Origin of the sequence: Streptomyces sp. NPDC001714 (genome assembly GCF_042892755.1) — a bacterium.
Lineage (GTDB): Bacteria > Actinomycetota > Actinomycetes > Streptomycetales > Streptomycetaceae > Streptomyces.
The window spans coordinates 298,883-314,828 of the sequence record NZ_JBIAUL010000013.1 but is presented as its reverse complement, the minus strand read 5'-3'; the positions used below and the strand labels follow the sequence as shown (position 1 = coordinate 314,828).

General features: G+C 72.2%; 15 protein-coding genes. 7 read left to right on the top strand and 8 right to left on the bottom strand.

Going from position 1 to position 15,946, the window contains the following annotated elements; translation table 11 throughout:
- Positions 1 to 65 precede the first annotated feature (65 nt).
- Positions 66 to 1,484 (bottom strand): HEAT repeat domain-containing protein, encoded by a 1,419-nt coding sequence (locus tag ACFY0P_RS31875; RefSeq protein WP_388920753.1) that lies wholly within the window; start codon positions 1,482 to 1,484, stop codon positions 66 to 68.
- Between the two features lie 301 nt (positions 1,485 to 1,785).
- Positions 1,786 to 2,178 (bottom strand): ankyrin repeat domain-containing protein, encoded by a 393-nt coding sequence (locus ACFY0P_RS31870; RefSeq protein ID WP_388920750.1) that lies wholly within the window; start codon positions 2,176 to 2,178, stop codon positions 1,786 to 1,788.
- Positions 2,179 to 2,518: 340 nt separating this feature from the next.
- Between ACFY0P_RS31870 and ACFY0P_RS31865 the strand changes: the two genes are divergently transcribed.
- Both ACFY0P_RS31865 and ACFY0P_RS31860 read left to right on the top strand, forming a co-directional pair.
- Complete coding sequence (locus ACFY0P_RS31865) at positions 2,519 to 2,713, top strand: hypothetical protein (protein WP_189268091.1); 195 nt, start codon at positions 2,519 to 2,521, stop codon at positions 2,711 to 2,713.
- 37 nt (positions 2,714 to 2,750) lie between these two features.
- Entirely contained in the window at positions 2,751 to 4,307 is a 1,557-nt protein-coding gene (locus ACFY0P_RS31860) for a hypothetical protein (protein WP_388920747.1), read from the top strand.
- A 237-nt stretch (positions 4,308 to 4,544) separates the two neighbouring features.
- Here the strand turns inward: ACFY0P_RS31860 and ACFY0P_RS31855 are convergent, their stop codons facing one another.
- Positions 4,545 to 6,047: a PLP-dependent aminotransferase family protein gene (locus ACFY0P_RS31855; protein WP_388920744.1), complete on the bottom strand. Its 1,503-nt coding sequence runs from the start codon at positions 6,045 to 6,047 to the stop codon at positions 4,545 to 4,547.
- 125 nt (positions 6,048 to 6,172) lie between these two features.
- On the opposite strand from ACFY0P_RS31855, the gene ACFY0P_RS31850 reads away from it, so the two are divergent.
- The 4 genes from ACFY0P_RS31850 (at position 6,173) to ACFY0P_RS31835 (ending at position 9,608) form a co-directional block, all read left to right on the top strand.
- Positions 6,173 to 6,826: a YitT family protein gene (locus ACFY0P_RS31850; RefSeq protein WP_388920741.1), complete on the top strand. Its 654-nt coding sequence runs from the start codon at positions 6,173 to 6,175 to the stop codon at positions 6,824 to 6,826.
- Positions 6,823 to 7,590, top strand: a complete 768-nt coding sequence (locus ACFY0P_RS31845) for a glycerophosphodiester phosphodiesterase (RefSeq protein ID WP_388920738.1) — start codon at positions 6,823 to 6,825, stop codon at positions 7,588 to 7,590. The genes ACFY0P_RS31850 and ACFY0P_RS31845 overlap by 4 nt, the downstream gene beginning before the upstream one ends.
- Positions 7,591 to 7,631: 41 nt before the next feature.
- A complete protein-coding gene (locus ACFY0P_RS31840) occupies positions 7,632 to 8,978 on the top strand; it encodes an MFS transporter (RefSeq protein WP_388920735.1) in 1,347 nt (448 codons plus the stop codon).
- A gap of 255 nt (positions 8,979 to 9,233) precedes the next feature.
- A complete protein-coding gene (locus ACFY0P_RS31835; RefSeq protein ID WP_351492306.1) occupies positions 9,234 to 9,608 on the top strand; it encodes an RNA polymerase-binding protein RbpA in 375 nt (124 codons plus the stop codon).
- Positions 9,609 to 9,746: 138 nt separating this feature from the next.
- Here ACFY0P_RS31835 and fxsA read toward each other — a convergent pair whose 3' ends face one another.
- The 4 genes from fxsA to ACFY0P_RS31815 all read right to left on the bottom strand — a co-directional run bounded on the left by fxsA (position 9,747) and on the right by ACFY0P_RS31815 (position 14,114).
- Complete coding sequence (gene fxsA / locus ACFY0P_RS31830) at positions 9,747 to 10,310, bottom strand: FxsA family membrane protein (RefSeq protein ID WP_388920732.1); 564 nt, start codon at positions 10,308 to 10,310, stop codon at positions 9,747 to 9,749.
- Positions 10,311 to 10,388: 78 nt separating this feature from the next.
- Complete coding sequence (locus ACFY0P_RS31825) at positions 10,389 to 11,183, bottom strand: polyprenol monophosphomannose synthase (protein ID WP_388920729.1); 795 nt, start codon at positions 11,181 to 11,183, stop codon at positions 10,389 to 10,391.
- Between the two features lie 587 nt (positions 11,184 to 11,770).
- Entirely contained in the window at positions 11,771 to 13,375 is a 1,605-nt protein-coding gene (locus ACFY0P_RS31820) for an amidohydrolase (RefSeq protein WP_388920726.1), read from the bottom strand.
- Positions 13,376 to 13,673: 298 nt separating this feature from the next.
- Entirely contained in the window at positions 13,674 to 14,114 is a 441-nt protein-coding gene (locus tag ACFY0P_RS31815) for an Lrp/AsnC family transcriptional regulator (protein ID WP_066997022.1), read from the bottom strand.
- Positions 14,115 to 14,381: 267 nt separating this feature from the next.
- Here ACFY0P_RS31815 and ACFY0P_RS31810 point away from each other — a divergent pair, with 267 nt between their 5' ends.
- Entirely contained in the window at positions 14,382 to 14,840 is a 459-nt protein-coding gene (locus ACFY0P_RS31810; RefSeq protein ID WP_388920723.1) for a hypothetical protein, read from the top strand.
- Between the two features lies 1 nt (position 14,841).
- On the opposite strand, the gene ACFY0P_RS31805 is transcribed toward ACFY0P_RS31810, so the two are convergent.
- Entirely contained in the window at positions 14,842 to 15,945 is a 1,104-nt protein-coding gene (locus ACFY0P_RS31805) for a phosphotransferase family protein (RefSeq protein WP_388920721.1), read from the bottom strand.
- Position 15,946 lies beyond the last annotated feature (1 nt).

Below are 15,946 nucleotides of genomic sequence, written 5' to 3'. Positions count from 1 at the left end.
GATGGAACGTGTACGGGATCCCCCGTGGTTCCCGTGGTGAAGCAGTCGCCCGTCGCAGTGACAGGTCACATGGCGGCCGTGTCCGGTCCGATCCGGCTGCGTACGGCCGTCTGTACCTCCGCCTCCTCGGCGGGGTCGGCGGCGAGCCGGCGGAGCTGTTCGACGACCCGGGCGTCACCGGTCTCGGCGTGCCGGGCGGCGAGTTCGCGGGTGGTCTCCTCGCAGTCCCACAGGCACTCGACGGCGAAGCCGGTGGCGAAGGAGGGGTCGGTGGCGGCCAGGGCACGGGCGGCGCGGCCCCGCAGGTGGGACGAGGCGGTCTCGCGGTAGACGTGGCGCAGGACGGGGGCGGCGCAGACGATGCCGAGGCGTCCGGTGCCGTCGACGAGGGTCCACAGCGTCGGCGCGTCGGGGCCTTCGCCGCGTACGGCCTCCCGCAACGCGGCGAGGACCAGTTCGCTGTCCTTGGTTCCGCCCCGGCAGGCCAGCATCCGGCCGGCGGCGGCGCCGAGGGCGTCGGGCCGGCGGGCCCAGCCGCGCGCGCGGTCGACGGCGGCGATACTGCGCATGCGTTCGAAGGCGTCGACGGCGGCCTCCACGACGGTGGCCGTGCCGTCGGCCACCGCGGTCTCGATCAGGTTCAGCGCGTCGGGGTCGTTGCTTTCGGCGAGGTAGCGCAGGGCGGTGCAGCGGGCTCCGTCGGTGCCGTCCTTGGCGGCCTGGAGGATCTCCGGCCGGTCCTCGGGTCCGGCGACGGCGACCAGGCAGCGGGCGGCCGGCACATGGAGGGCCGCGCCCCGCTCGACGCCCTGCTGGGCCCATTCGAAGACGGCCCGCACGCTCCACCCCGGACGGGGCCCGGTAGGTCGCATCTGGCGCTGCCAGCGATCGAAACAGCCGGTTTCCTGCGCGGCACGCACGCGTGTGGCGATCGGGTCACGGGGATCCTCGGCCCACAGTCGCCAGGGCCGTGGCTCGAAGGCGTCCCGTACGGCGGCGGCCAGTTCGGCCTCGCCCTCGGCGTCCGTGCCGAAGCGCGCCAGCACCGGGGCGGCGAGGGCACGCAGGCCCGCGTCGTCGTCGCGCAGCGCCAGCTCGTCCAGCGCCCAGGCCCAGTTCGAGCCGGTGGCGGCGTACCTGCGCAGCAGTACGAGCGCGTCCCGTCTGCCGTAGGAGGCGAGGTGCCCGAGCACGGCCAGCGCGAGGCCGGTGCGGGACTCCTCGGAGTCGAGGACGTCCTCGGGATCGAAGAGGTGCGCCTCGATGGCGTCCAGCTCGCCGTGCAGGTCGAGGTAGAGCCGGGCGTAGTAGAGGGAGCGGTTCTCCACCTGCCAGTCATGGCGGGGGTCGTGGAGCACACAGTGGTTCAGCGCCGCGAGCGCTTCGGCGCGCGGGGCGGTGAGCGCGTGCAGCGTGCCGTCGCCACGGCCCCGCTGAAGCAGGCCGAGCAGCGTACCGCTGGGCGCTATGACCGGATCGAACATGGGAAACAGCCTCACATCAAGCGTCGACGCAACCGGAGAACACGCACTACCTGGCCGCGTGACACAACGTCGGAGCGCCCGCCGTCTCTTGCTTGCTGTAGACCATTTCTCTCTGCCTCTCGTCAGTGGCCCATGCGGGCCGCATCACGGCCCGCGTGGTGCGGCAACACCTGCCCAGCCATCGCGTCCGTGAATCACGACGTCATGATGACCCGGCACTTCGACCTGCCGCGACCGAAATTTCGGCGGCCCTGTACCGCCTCCCCCGTTTTGTGTGTTTTAGCTGGTCAGAACAGATGGGTCAGGAGGTACCGAACAGTTCCAGAACCTCCACCTTGCCGAACATCCGTGCGGTGTCGACGGCCGAGGGAGTGCCCGCCGCCGGGTCCGCGCCGGCCTCCACCAGCACTTTGACCACGTCCGTCTCACCCTTGAAGACCGCTCCGGCGAGTGGCGTCTGACCTCGGTCGTTGACCCGGTCCGCCTCGGCACCCCGGGCGAGCAGCTCACGCACCGCCCCGGCGTGCCCGTGATAGGCGGCGAGCATCACGAGGGAGTCGCCGCGGTCGTTGGTGAGGTTGGCCGGAACGCCCGCGTCGAGGTACGCCACGAGCGCCTCGGTCCGCCCCTGGCGGGCCAGATCGAAGATCTTGGTCGCCAGCTCCACGACCTCGGGGTCGGGGGCTTCGCTCATCGGCCGGACCGCCTCTCCTGTGCGCTGCGGGGACTATCACGGACTGGGGGAGCGTACGGCAACGGGCGGGCCGCGGGTCCGTACGAGTGAATCGCCAGCGTACTGGCTCAGGGTGCACATGACCGGATCTGCCCGAGGTAAAGATCACCGCAACCCTGCCGAACGATCACATTCCCGCGCCACGAAGCGACCGGTCCGGCCGACACGGAACCGGAATGATCCACCAAATGGGTGAAATAAGCCGAGTTTCACCCATTTGCACCTTTAATAGTATGGATACCTGCTGTGATCCTGGAAGAACTCATGGTGACTGTCCCCCTTCGACACCAGGAGATCTCAAATGATCCTCTCCATCTCAGGCGTCATTGTGCTCGGCATCGTCGTCTTCCTCTTCTTCCGCAAGGACGGACTCAAGCCGTCGCACGCCACGGTCTCGGCGCTCTTCGGCTTCTATCTCGCCAGCACGGCCATCGCACCGAGCATCAAGGCAGGCGGCGAGAGCCTGGCGAGCCTGCTCGGCGGCATCAAGTTCTGACGCCCCACCCGCCCGTACGCACCGTGAGGAGACAGCAGTGGCCCGGCGCCCTCTCCCCCGCATTCTGAGCAACGGCGGCGCGCAGCTCGCCCGGAGCCGGGAGCTGGCCCGGACGGCCGCCGACAGCGCCACCGACGTCCTCCACCCGCTCATCACCGTGACCCGCGGGCTGAGCAGGCTGGCCTCGGCCGGGCGGCGCAGATGGGCGGAGACACCCAAGGACAAGCGCGGGCCACTGCTGTTCCTGGTGGCCTCGGTCGTCCTGGTCGTGGCGCTGGTGCCCTACGGACCGCTGCTCGCCGTCATCACCCTGATGGCGGCGAGCGCCTGGCAGGGCCGTGACCGCACCCCGTCCCCGCCGGAGGGCCCCGACGAGTCGCAGACCCAGCGGCTCCAGTCCCTGTACGAGGCCCTGGTGCCGTACTTCTCGGCCGCCGAGGACCCGGCGCCGCTGTACGCACACGGCGGGGAGTGGGACAAGGCCTTCCTCGCCCACGAGTTCGACGACGCGGGCCGGCTCGGCCAGCTGCTGCTCCGCTACCCCGCGTACTTCCCGGACGGCGAGCCCCAGGCCCGCGCGCGGATCGAGAACCTCCTCACCGCCAAGTCCGGGCGAGGCCGCGAGTACCACTTCGCGTGGGACGAGGAGGGCAACCGGCTCACGGTGACCGTCCTCGCCCCGCTGCCCACCGACATCGCGGCCCAGCGCTTCGTCACCGCGCCGGGCGAGACGGTCCTCGGGTTCACCGACCCCGGCGAGGTCCAGCGCACGCTTCCGCTCGGGTACGGCGACGAGCAGCGTGACGTGCCGCCCGTCGTCTGGCGCACCGGCGCCCGTTCCACCGAACCGCACCTGCTGGTCATGGGCCGTCCCGGCAGCGGTACCTCGACCCTGCTGCGCTCGGTCGCCCTGCAGGCCCTCCAGCACGGCGACGTCCTCATCGTCGAGGGCGGCGGCACCGGCGAGTACATGTGCCTCGCCGGCCGGGACGGGGTCCTGGCCGTGGAGTGCGGGCTCGCCGGGGCGCTGGCCAGCCTGGAGTGGGCCGCGAACGAGACGGAGCGGCGGCTCATCGCGCTCAGCCGCGCACGTCAGGCGGGCCATCCGCCGCCGGACGACTGCCGGCGGCCCCTGTGGATCCTCCTCGACCGCCCGAGCGCCTTCGTCCACCTGGCCTCGGCGGACGGCCACAAGGACCCGCAGGCCCTCCTCCAGGTCCCCCTCCAGCACGGCCGCGCGGCCAACGTCACGGTGGTGGTCGCCGAACAGCTCGACAGCGCGGACGCGTTGAGCGAGGCGGTACGACAGCACGCACGCGCGCGTGTCGTCCTGGGACCGGCGCTGCCGGACGAGCTGGCGGCGGCGCTGGGGGCTCCGCCGCACACGACACCGCTGGCCCAGGTGCCGCCGGGGCGGGGGTACGCGCGGCTGGGGCACGGACCGGTGCTGCGGCTTCAGGTGCCGGCGACTCCGGATCCGTACGACGACGCGACGAGCGAGGTGGACCGGGAGGCGGTGCTGGCGTTGCTGCCGCCGCGCAGCGGGGCGATGGAGCAGGAGGCGCCCCTGGAAGCTGCGGTCGCCGAGGGCTGAGCTGGGGGTGGGGACGCTCACCGGCGCTTGCCGGTTGCCGCCCGCGCCCCCTCCCCCTCGCTCGGCTTCGCTCGCGCGGGGGACCCCCATCGCCCCAGCGGCACGACTGCCCGCGGCTGAGGAGAAGCGACGGGCGAAGCGCCCCGTAAGGGGCGCCGGGGGTACCCCCGGCCGAAGGCTGGCGGAGGAACTGCGCGACCGGCCCCCGCCCAGCCGCGGCCGAACGACGACCCGCCGCTACGCCACAAACGTCCGCGGAGCCTCGCCGTTCCCCCCGGTAGCCCCCGACTCCACCAACCGCGCCGCCGCGGCCAACCGCACCGCCGCCTCCTCCGCGACCGCTCCCCCCACGGTGAACGGAAGGCGTACATAACCCTCGAAGGCCCCGTCGACCCCGAACCGCGGACCGGACGGGACGCGGACCCCCACCCGCTCTCCCGCCTCGGCCAGCCGGGAGCCGGACAGTCCCCCCGCCCGTACCCAGAGCGTCAGGCCGCCCTTCGGCACCTCGAACTCCCAGGTCGGCAGCTCCCGGCGGACCGCCGACACCAGGGCGTCCCGGTTCTCGCGGGCCTGGGCCCTGCGCAGGTCGACGGCCTGGGCCCAGCCCCCCGTGCTGAACAGCCAGTTCACCGCCAACTGCTCCAGCACCGGCGTGCCCAGGTCGGCGTAGGCCCGCGCGGCGACCAGGCTGCGGATCACGTCCGGAGCCGCCCGTACCCAGCCGATGCGCATGCCCGCCCAGAACGCCTTGCTGGCGGAGCCGACGGTGATGACGGTGGAGCCCGCCGGGTCGAAGCCGCACACCGGGCGGGGCATCTCCACGTCGTCGTCCAGCCACAGCTCGCTCATCGTCTCGTCGGCGACCAGCACCGTGCCCGCCGAGCGGGCCGCGTCCACCAGCCGGCGCCGCTGGTCGTCGTCGGCGAGCGCCCCGGTGGGGTTGTGGAAGTCGGCGACCACGTACGCGATGCGGGGCGCCGCCTCGCGCAGGACCTGGCGCCAGCGGTCCACGTCCCAGCCGTCCAGCCCCTCGGCCATCGCCACCGGCACCAGCCGGGCGCCCGCCTCCCGCATCAGCTGGAGGATGTTGGCGTACGACGGCGACTCGACGGCGATGCGCTCGCCGCGGCCGCCGAAGAGGTGGCAGATCGCGTCGATCGCGCCCATCGCACCGGTCGTGACCATGATCTGCTCGGGCATGGTGGGGATCCCGCGTGCCGTGTAGCGCTCGGCGATCATCGACCGGAGGACGGGGAGCCCGGCCGGGTAGTCGCCGTGGGTGTGGGCGTACGGGGGGAGTTCCTCCAGGGCGCCCTGGACCGCGCGGGTCAGCCACGGCTCGGGGGCCGGCAGAGCGGCGCAGCCCAGGTCGATCACCGAGCCGAGCGCCTCGGGGGGCAGCGGTTCCAGGCCGCGGGCCGGGAGCGGGTTGCCCGCCGGGACCGCGGTCCAGCTTCCCGCCCCCCGACGGGACTCCAGGAAGCCCTCCACGCGCAGCGCCTCGTACGCCGCCGCCACCGTCGTACGGCTGACGGACAGGGCGAGGGCCAGTTCGCGTTCGGCGGGCAGCCGGGCCGCGACCGGCACGCGGCCCTCCAGGACCAGCAGGCGGATGCCGTCGGCGAGGGCGCGATAGGCCGGCGGACGCCGGGTGCCGGGGCCGGCCGGGCGGTCCTGCTGCGAGTTGAGCAGCCGGGCGAGCTGCGCGGCCCCCACCGCCGAGGTCCACTGCGCCATGCGAATCAGTCCACCTTCCCCGAATTGGCCATGGATGGCTTTCCCCTCCAAGCCACAGAGTGACACGGGTCGGTCCACCTTATCCACCGCCACCTTTTCCGTCCTTTTGCCTCAGGGGGTATCGCTTGTCCACGCAAGGCCGTCTCGGGCGACGGTTGGTCCAGCTCTACGCGGGGCTCGCGCTGTACGGCGTGAGTTCCGCGCTGCTCGTCGAGGCGGGCCTCGGGCTTGAGCCCTGGGGCGTGCTGCACCAGGGGCTCGCCGGGCACACCGGGCTGAGCATCGGCACGGTGTCGATCATCGTGGGGGCGGCCGTGCTGCTCCTGTGGATCCCGCTGCGCCAGCGGCCGGGCCTCGGCACGGTCTCCAACGTCTTCGTCATCGGGCTCGCCATGAACGCCGCACTGGCCGCCCTCCCCGAGGCCCACGCGTTGGCCGTGCGGATTGCGCTGATGGCGGCCGGCATCGTGCTCAACGGGGCGGCGACCGGCCTGTACATCGCGGCGAGCTTCGGGGCCGGCCCCCGGGACGGTCTGATGACCGGGCTGCACCGGCGCACCGGCCGTTCGATCCGGCTCATCCGGACGGCGATCGAGGTCGCGGTGGTCGTCACCGGGTTCGCGCTCGGCGGGACGGTCGGAGCCGGCACGCTGCTCTACGCCGTGTCCATCGGCCCTCTCGCACAGCTGTTCCTGAAGGTGTTCGCCGTCCCGGCGGCATCCGCGGGCAGCACGGTCGTTGCCGTGGGGTCACCCGAGCGCGCCATACTGCGTCCGTGAGCACGCTGACACGCCACCCGTACCTGGACCACCCCGGCCCCATCGCCTTCGCCCATCGGGGCGGGGCCGCGGACGGCCTGGAGAACACCGTGGCGCAGTTCCGGCGCGCGGTCGAACTCGGCTACCGGTACATCGAGACCGATGTGCACGCCACGGCGGACGGCCGGCTCGTCGCCTTCCACGACGACACCCTGGACCGGGTCACCGACGGGGCCGGCCGGATCGCCGACCTGCCGTGGGAGGACGTACGGCAGGCGCGCGTGGCGGGCCGCGAGCCGCTCCCCCTCTTCGAGGAGCTGCTCGAGGAGTTCCCGGACGTCCGCTGGAACGTGGACGCCAAGGCGGAGCCGGCCCTGCGGCCGCTGCTCGACCTGATCGAGAGGACGGACTCCTACGACCGGGTCTGCGTCGGCTCGTTCTCGGAGGCACGGGTGCTGCGGGCGCAGCGGCTGGCCGGGCCGCGCCTGGCGACCTCGTTCGGCACCCGCGGGGTGGTCGGGCTGCGGCTGCGCTCCTGGGGGCTGCCCGCGTCGGTGCGCCGGTCGGCGGTGGCCGCCCAGGTACCCGAGTCGCAGTCGGGGGTCCCGGTGGTCGACCGGCGCTTCGTGCGCGCCGCCCACGCGCGCGGGCTGCACGTCCACGTCTGGACCATCAACGAACCCGAGCGGATGCACCGGCTCCTGGACCTGGGAGTCGATGGCATCATGACCGATCACATCGACACGTTGCGTGAGGTCATGCAGAAGCGCGGCGTCTGGTTCTGAGGCGCGCGGGCGGTACTGCTGCGGGAGAGGCAAGGGCACGGGTGGGCACCGAAACCGTGCGGACGGGGGTCTTGGACGAGGCCACCGAGCTGCGGCGCGAACAGCGCGGCTGGTACTTCTACGACTGGGCGTGCTCGGTCTACTCGACGAGCGTCCTCACCGTGTTCCTCGGCCCGTACCTCACCTCGGTCGCCGACCACGCAGCGGATGCCGACGGCTATGTGCACCCGCTCGGCATCCCGGTCCGGGCGGGCTCCTTCTTCGCCTACTCGGTCTCCCTGTCGGTGATCCTCGCGGTCGTGCTGATGCCCCTGGTGGGCAGCGCGGCCGACCGCACCGGCCGCAAGAAGCAGCTGCTCGGCGTGGCCGCGTACAGCGGGGCCGCGGCGACGACGGGCATGTTCTTCCTGGACGGCGACCGCTACCTGCTCGGCGGGCTGCTGCTGATCGTCGCGAACGCCGCCCAGTCCGTCGCCCTGATGCTCTACAACTCCTACCTCCCCCAGATCGCCCCACCCGAGGAACGCGACACCATCTCCGCCCGGGGCTGGGCCTTCGGCTACGTGGCCGGCTCACTGGTACTGATCGTCAACCTGGTCCTCTACTCCGCACACGACTCCTTCGGCCTCTCCGAGACCGAGGCGGTCCGCATCTGCCTGGCCGGGGCGGGCCTGTGGTGGGGCGCCTTCACCCTCGTACCGCTGCGGCGGCTGCGCGACCGGGGCGGCCGGGCAGCCGAGGCGACGGCGCCGGGGCTGCGTCAACTCGCGGCGACCGCCCGGGACATGCGCCGCCATCCGCTGACGCTCTCCTTCCTGCTGGCGTACCTCATCTACAACGACGGCATCCAGACCGTGATCTCCCAGGCGTCCGTCTACGGCTCCGAGGAGCTCGGGCTCGGCCAGTCGACGCTCATCGGTGCCGTCCTGATGGTGCAGGTGCTGGCGGTGGCGGGCGCCCTGACGATGGGTCGGCTGGCCAGGACGTACGGGGCGAAACGCACGATCCTGGGGTCGCTGGTGGCGTGGACGGTGACGCTGGCGGCCGGTTACTTCCTGCCGGCCAAGGCACCCGTGTGGTTCTTCGCCCTCGCAGCCGGCATCGGTCTCGTCCTCGGCGGCAGCCAGGCCCTGTCCCGCTCCCTGTTCTCCCATCTCGTACCGCCCGGAAAAGAAGCCGAGTACTTCGCGGCGTACGAGATGAGCGATCGGGGGATGAGCTGGCTGGGACCGTTGTTGTTCGGGATCACCTACCAGCTGACCGGGAGCTACCGCTCGGCGATCATCTCGCTGGTGGCCTTCTTCGTCATCGGGTTCGCGCTGCTCGCGCGGGTGCCGGTGCGACGGGCGATCGGCGAGGCCGGCAACCCGGTTCCGCAGAAGATTTAGCGTTCAACGCGGAAGGGCGGTAGTGTACGCGTTTGGCCTGCCAGGCGTACCGTTACTGCGCGTCAAAGATGCCGAAACGCTGGGTGACATCTGTTAGCAGATGTGACAAACCGGGCGCTGGTGGGTACAACAAGGGGCGGCTACGACGGCGACGCATGACCCGGAACGGGAATCTTTACCGCCGACCGGACGTTGACCGGATGACGACGACAGCGACACCTGTCCTGTGGGCGACAAGCCCGGGAGGCACGATTCATGAGTGAGCGAGCTCTTCGCGGTACGCGCCTCGTGGTGACCAGCTACGAGACGGACCGCGGTATCGACCTGGCCCCGCGCCAGGCCGTGGAGTACGCATGCGAGAAGGGGCACCGGTTCGAGATGCCCTTCTCGGTCGAGGCGGAGATCCCGCCGGAGTGGGAGTGCAAGGTCTGCGGGGCCCCAGCACTCCTCGTGGACGGCGACGGCCCTGAAGAGAAGAAGGCCAAGCCCGCGCGTACCCACTGGGACATGCTGATGGAGCGGCGCACCCGTGAGGAGCTCGAAGAGGTCCTTGAGGAGCGTCTGGCGGTTCTGCGTTCCGGGGCGATGAACATCGCGATTCATCCCAGGGACAGCCGCAAGTCCGCATAGTTCCGTGTAGTTCCGTGTAACGGAAGCCGACACACAACCACCGAGGGCGCCGTACGTTCCGTGAACGTACGGCGCCCTCGGTCGTTGCCACGCCCGGCGCCCTCGGATCATCCGTGGGCACCGGGCGGCAAATGATCATCACCGCGTCAGCGGCGGGCGCTCCCCCGTCGGCTCGTCCCCCGACCGGGGGCCCTCGTTCCGGATCACCTCGCCCTGGACCACCTTGCCGTCCGGGCGGTGCATGCGGGCCTGCTGGAAGGCGTTGCCCAGGGTGCCGGGGGCGGCGGCGCGGAGCCTGCGGTCGAGAGTGCGTTCCGTGAGGCGGGAGACCGCCTTCTGGACCGGGGGCAGCAGGAGCAGCAGACCGAGGGCGTCGGAGACCAGGCCGGGGATCATGAGGAGCAGGCCGCCCAGCATCATCAGGCCGTTGCCGCCGCCACGCTCCGGGGAGCCGCCGCGCTGGATCGCCTCGTTGAGGCTCTGGAAGGCGCGCCGGCCGGCCCGCTTGATGACCACGGAGCCGGCGACGAAGCCCGCCACCAGCAGCAGGAACACGGTCATGCCGCCCGCCGCGCCCGCGACCACCGTCAGCAGCCAGATCTCCAGCACCAGCCACGCCGCGAGACCCAGCGGCAGGTATCTGCCGAGCCGGGAGCGCCGGGGCCGGGTGGTGTACGGAGGGGTCTGCGCGCCAGTCGTCATGCACCCAGTGTGCCTGGGCCCGGCTCAGTGCGGCATAAGGGGATGATCAACCGGAACTGTGAGGTTCCCGGGCGTCCGCTAGGACGGCTTGCCCTTGCCGGTGATCCTGCCCACCCGCTCGGTGACGCCCCACGAGGTGACCCGCCAGAGCGCCTCGACCAGGATGTCGCGGCTCATCTTGGAGTCGCCGAACTCGCGCTCGACGAAGGTGATGGGCACCTCGACGACCTGGAAGCCGGCCTTGACCGCGCGGCGGGCCAGGTCCACCTGGAAGCAGTAGCCCTGCGAGGCGACCTCGTCGAGCCCCAGTCCCTCCAGGGTCTCGCGGCGGAAGGCGCGGTACCCGCCGGTGATGTCCCGGAGGGGCAGGTCGAGGGCGAGCCGGGAGTACAGGGAGCCGCCCCGGGAGATGAACTCACGGGACTTCGGCCAGTTGACCACCCGGCCGCCGGCCACCCAGCGGGAGCCGAGCACCAGGTCGGCGCCCTTGAGCGCGGTCAGCAGCCGGGGCAGTTCCTCCGGCTGGTGGGAGCCGTCGGCGTCCATCTCGACGAGCACGCCGTAACCGTTGTCCATGCCCCAGCGGAAGCCCGCGAGGTAGGCGGCGCCGAGGCCTTCCTTGCCCTTGCGGTGCAGCACGTGGACATGGTCGTCCTCGGCGGCCAGTTCGTCGGCGAGCTTGCCCGTGCCGTCGGGGCTGTTGTCGTCCGCCACCAGCACATGCGCCTCGGGGACGGCCTGGCGCACCCGGCCGACGATGGACTTGATGTTCTCCGCCTCGTTGTACGTGGGAATGATCACCAAGGCCGTGCCGAGCGGGCCGAACCGCCTCCCCTGGGCCTTGGCCGCGAGGGTCCCGTCGCCGTCGTTCACTGCTGCCCCTTCATGTCGTACGCAGGGGACCACCATAGTGGCCGCGGCCTGCACTGACGCGACGGCTCATTCGTATGGTGGTGTCGATTCCGCAAGAACGGGGTAAGGATGCCCGTTTCGGGTGGCGGTCATACGCTCTTTCGTCACCCTGTTCCCCTGCGGATGGGGGCCCGGCGCCCTTCGGGCCGACCTGGGACCCGCTGGCTGCGGGTCTACCGAAAGCCGTTGTCTACTGAGCGTCCGGGCCCCACCCGGGTCACACCTCCCGACCGGCTGGAACGTTCCCTCGTCGGCGCGGGCGCTGAGCCTGGCTCCCAGTGACGGTGCCCCGGTGCGGGACACCGTCCCTGACCCAGCGGCGCTGCGACAAGTGCGCGAACTGCTCCCCGGTCGGGCGTCCGGTGGTGGACTCCGCCGAACCTACCGGCCCGCTGCCGCTGGCTGTCAACAGCCGTTTGACCTGCGGAAACAACACCAAACCCCTGGTCAGCGCGGAGGATGCGCAGGTCGCGCGACGGGACGGCGGCCGTCGATCACGGCCGCGCCACCCCGGGAGATCACTCGCCCGGCCGTACGAATGCGGGAGGTCACTCGCCCGGTCGTACGAACACGGTCCGGCCGCCCACCACGGTGCGCAGACAGACCGGCAGCTCGCGGCCGGGAGTTAGGTCGGGCAGGCCGGGGGTGCCGGAGCGCGGGTCGGTGGACCAGCGGGCGACCCGGTCGTCCGGCGCCTGCACCACCAGCTCGTCGGTGCGCCAGACCGCGTAGTCGGCGGGCGCGCCCGGCACCAGGACGCCCGCGTCGTCCCGGCCGATCGCGCGCCAGCCGCCGCGGGTGTGGGCGGTGAACGCGGCGCGTACGGAGACCCGGTGCTCGGGCGTGTGGTGGAAGGCGGCGGCCCGGACGGTCCCCCAGGGGCCGAGCGGGGTGACGGGACTGTCGGAGCCGAAGGCGAGCGGGACCCCGGCCTTGAGGAGGGCGGCGAACGGGTTGAGGGTGCGGGCCCGCTCGGCGCCGAGCCGCTGGGCGTACATGCCGTCCGCGCCGCCCCACAGCGCGTCGAAGGCGGGCTGCACCGAGGCGATCAGACCGAGTTCGGCGAAGCCGGCGATGTGCTCGGGGGTGAGCATCTCGGCGTGCTCGACGCGGTGCCGGGCGGCCCGGACCCGAGGCAGGCCGGCCTTCTCGGCGGCGGCGCGCACGCCCTCCACGACGGCGGTCACGGCGGCGTCGCCGATGGCGTGGAAGCCGGCCTGCAGCCCCGCCTCGGTGCAGGCCGTGACATGGGCGGCGACGGCGTCCGCGTCCAGGTAGCCGGCACCGGTGTGGCCCGCGTCGGCGTACGGCTCGTGCAGGCAGGCGGTGTGGGAGCCGAGGGCGCCGTCGACGAACAGGTCGCCGGCGGCACCGAGCGCCCCCAGCCGGCGGGCCTTCTCGGCGTCCTCCTCGGCCCAGTAGCCGACGACCCGCGGTCCGGGCACCTCGGCGGCGAGCCGCAGCAGGCCGGTGAAGTCGTCCTCGGAGGAGATCTTCGGCCCGCCGCACTCGTGCACGGTGCCGATGCCGAGGGAGGCCGCGTGCGCGAGGGCGGTGCGCTGGGCCTCGGCACGCTGGGCGGGCGTCACGGCCGCGAACGCGGCGGCCCGTACGGCGTGGTGGGCGTCGCCGGTGAGCGGGGCGTCCTGGCGCGGGACCGCGCCCGGGACCGAATCCAGCAGGGCCGTGGTGACGACCGCCGAGTGGACGTCGATACGGGAGAGATAGAGCGGGCGGCCACAGGTGGCCGCGTCCAGCTCGGCGCGGGTCGGCGGGCGGCCGCCGGCCCAGCGGGCGGCGTCCCAGCCGTGCCCGAGCAGGACCTGGTCGTCGGGGCGGGCGGCGGCGAAGTCCCGTACCAGTGCCAGGGCCGCGTCCAGGGAACCGGCCCCGGACAGGTCGAGGCCGGTCAGGGCGAGGCCCGTCGAGGTGGTGTGGACGTGGGCGTCCGTGAAGGCGGGCGTGACCAGAGCCCCGTCCAGGTCGACGACCTCGTCGACCCCGTCCGCGAAGGCGTCGGCGGCCCCCTCGGAACCGACCCAGGCGACCTGCCCCCGCTCCACGACCATCGCGGTCGCGAACGGATCGGCGGGACTGTGGACCTCGCCGCGGCGGAGAAGGACGGTCTTGGGCTCGGGGGCGCGCTCACTCATGGGGACCAGTCTCGCCCCTCATGCCGATCACTCCGAACGAGGGGCACCCGAACGCGCCCCCGACGGGGCGCTGGGGGTACCCCCGGCCGAAGGCTGGGGGAGGAACTGCGCGACCGGCCACGAACCACCTGCAGCCGACACCCGGACCATGTCCCAAGGGCACCCGGCGCTGTCGGCCGTGCCCACCCGTTCCGCCCTGCGGAACGACTGCCCACGGCGGTGTCAGTCCCAGCGGCAGCGGCAGCGGCAGCGGCAGCGGCAGCGGCAGCAGGCACGACGACTGCGGCAGGCGCGGCGTTCAGATCTTCGGTGGACGTGCCTCGTACGGCGTCGACAGCACCACCGTGGTCCGTGTCGACACCCCCGCCAGGCTGCGCAGCCTGGCCAGCAGCTCCTCCAGTTCGTGCGGGGTCGCCACCCGCACCTTGAGGATGTAGTTCTCGTCGCCCGCCACGCTGTGGCACGCCTCGATCTCGGGGACACCGGCCAGGCGGTCCGCGATGTCGTCGGGGGCGCTCGGGTCGAACGGTTTCACCGAGATGAACGCCGTCATGGGCAGCCCTACGGCCTCCGGGTCGACGACCGCGGCGTAGCCGCGGATGACGCCACGCTGTTCCAGCCGGCGCACCCGCTGGTGCACGGCCGACGTGGACAGACCCGTGGCCTTGCCCAGGTCCGTGTAGCTCATCCGCCCGTCCTTGACGAGCAGCTGCACGATTTGACGGTCCAGCTCCTCCATGGCGCAAAAGCTACAGTGCGCCTGATCTCCTCGGATAGCTCAGCGGCCCAGGTCATGGCCGGTTTGTGATGTCACGGAGCGTCGGCTGTGAACCGTCCGACGGACAAATCCACCGCAGCGGGCACCTGCGTGCGGCATGTGACGAACGCCACAGCCCTCGAACGGGCTCCGTGATGGTCTCGTGATTACCGCCTTGATCGGACGGGAAGTGCTTGCTGTGGTCGAGGCCGCAGCGCCGTAACGGCCCAGCCCGAGGGGGAGTTACCCATGCAGAGTCTTAAGCGCCCTGGTCGTTCCACGTCCAAGCGCCCGCAGTTGGTGGTCCAGCCCGAGCCGGAGGGCGTCGAACCCGACCTCTACGAGGCCGAGGAACTGGACGCCTACGACACCTTCGAGATGTTCCGGGTGATCTGCCCGGACTGCGCGCAGTCCATCGCGCTGCTGGCGGACGAGGAGTTCCTGCCGGAGCACGCGCTGTGCGCCTCGCCGTGGAACCCGTTCGGCCTCACGGTCTGTGCCGGTACGGGCCGCGCGGCGGACGACGCCCCGTCCGCGGACGAGTCGGCCGAGCCGCAGGAGCAGGACACCGCCCTCCTGCTCACCCTCCCGCAGGGTCTGAACTGGCGGACGCAGCCCTTCTCGCACGTCGGCGGCCCGGGCTCGCGCCCGATGCGCGTACCGGCGCCGCGCCCCGGCGGCTACGCCCTCGACCGTCAGGCCGCCTGAGTCACCGCACCGCCTCCCAGTAGCTGCCCTGCACCATGGCGCGCAGACTGCCGTGGTGCAGGATCAGTGTGTCCGGATCCGCAGGGACGGCGACCTCACCGAAGTACACCTGCCGGTAGGCGATGCGCAGCATGACGATCGCGTGCCGCAGGGCGGCGTACAGGGTGTAGAAGTCCATGTCCCGCGGGGTGTGGCCGGTCAGGCGGGCGTAGCGGGCCTCGACGCGGTCGCGGCGCAGGAACGCGGGCAGTCCCCGCTGTCCGGCGGCGGCCGTGAGGTCCTGGAAGAAGCGGTGCAGGTAGACGGTCCAGCCGAGGTCCACCTCGCGCGGGGCCGGTGCCGCCATCTCCCAGTCGAGGACGGCGACGGGCTCGAAGCCGTCGTAGACGACGTTCCCGATGCGGGCGTCGCCCCAGTTGAGGACGGATGTGCCGGGCTCGCGCGGCCACAGGTCCGCCAGCCGGTCGAAGGCCGCCTCGATCAGGGGTGAGCGGGCGAGTCCGTCCACCACCCAGTCGTAGTAGCGCCGCTGGGACTCGACATGCCGGTGCAGGGCGTCGCCGTCCCCCGGCAACGCGAGGAACTCGGTCTCGGCCGACGGGACTTGGTCGTGCAGCCGGGCCAACAGGGCGACGGAGACGGCTTCGAGGTGCTCGCGTTCCGCGTCGGTCGCCGCGTGCAGCCAGTTCCCCTCGTACGTGTAGGGCATGACGTCGGGCGGAACGCGCCCCGCGACCCGCTCCATCACGAAGAAGGGCGCGCCGAGCGGTTCGGGGTCCTCCTCCAGCCACAGGACACGCGGCACGGGCAGGTCCGTGTGGTCGGCGACCAGCCGCATGGTGCGGTACTGGCGGGTGAGGTCGTACGACGGGAAGACCGTGTACGCCGACGGATCCGCCGCCAGCCTCAACGCGCAGGCGCGCAACGGGGGTTCGGCGTGCTCGATCTCGAAGAGCAGGGTCTCGCTGGACATGCCGTTGGAGGCGGGGACCGTGACGCCGACGGCCTTGGCGCCGGGCAGACGGGTGTCCAGCCAGGCGGTCAGCCGGCGCGTGAGGTCCTCCGGGTCGCGCGTGGTGGTGCGTGGGCGCGGTTTCGCCGTCATC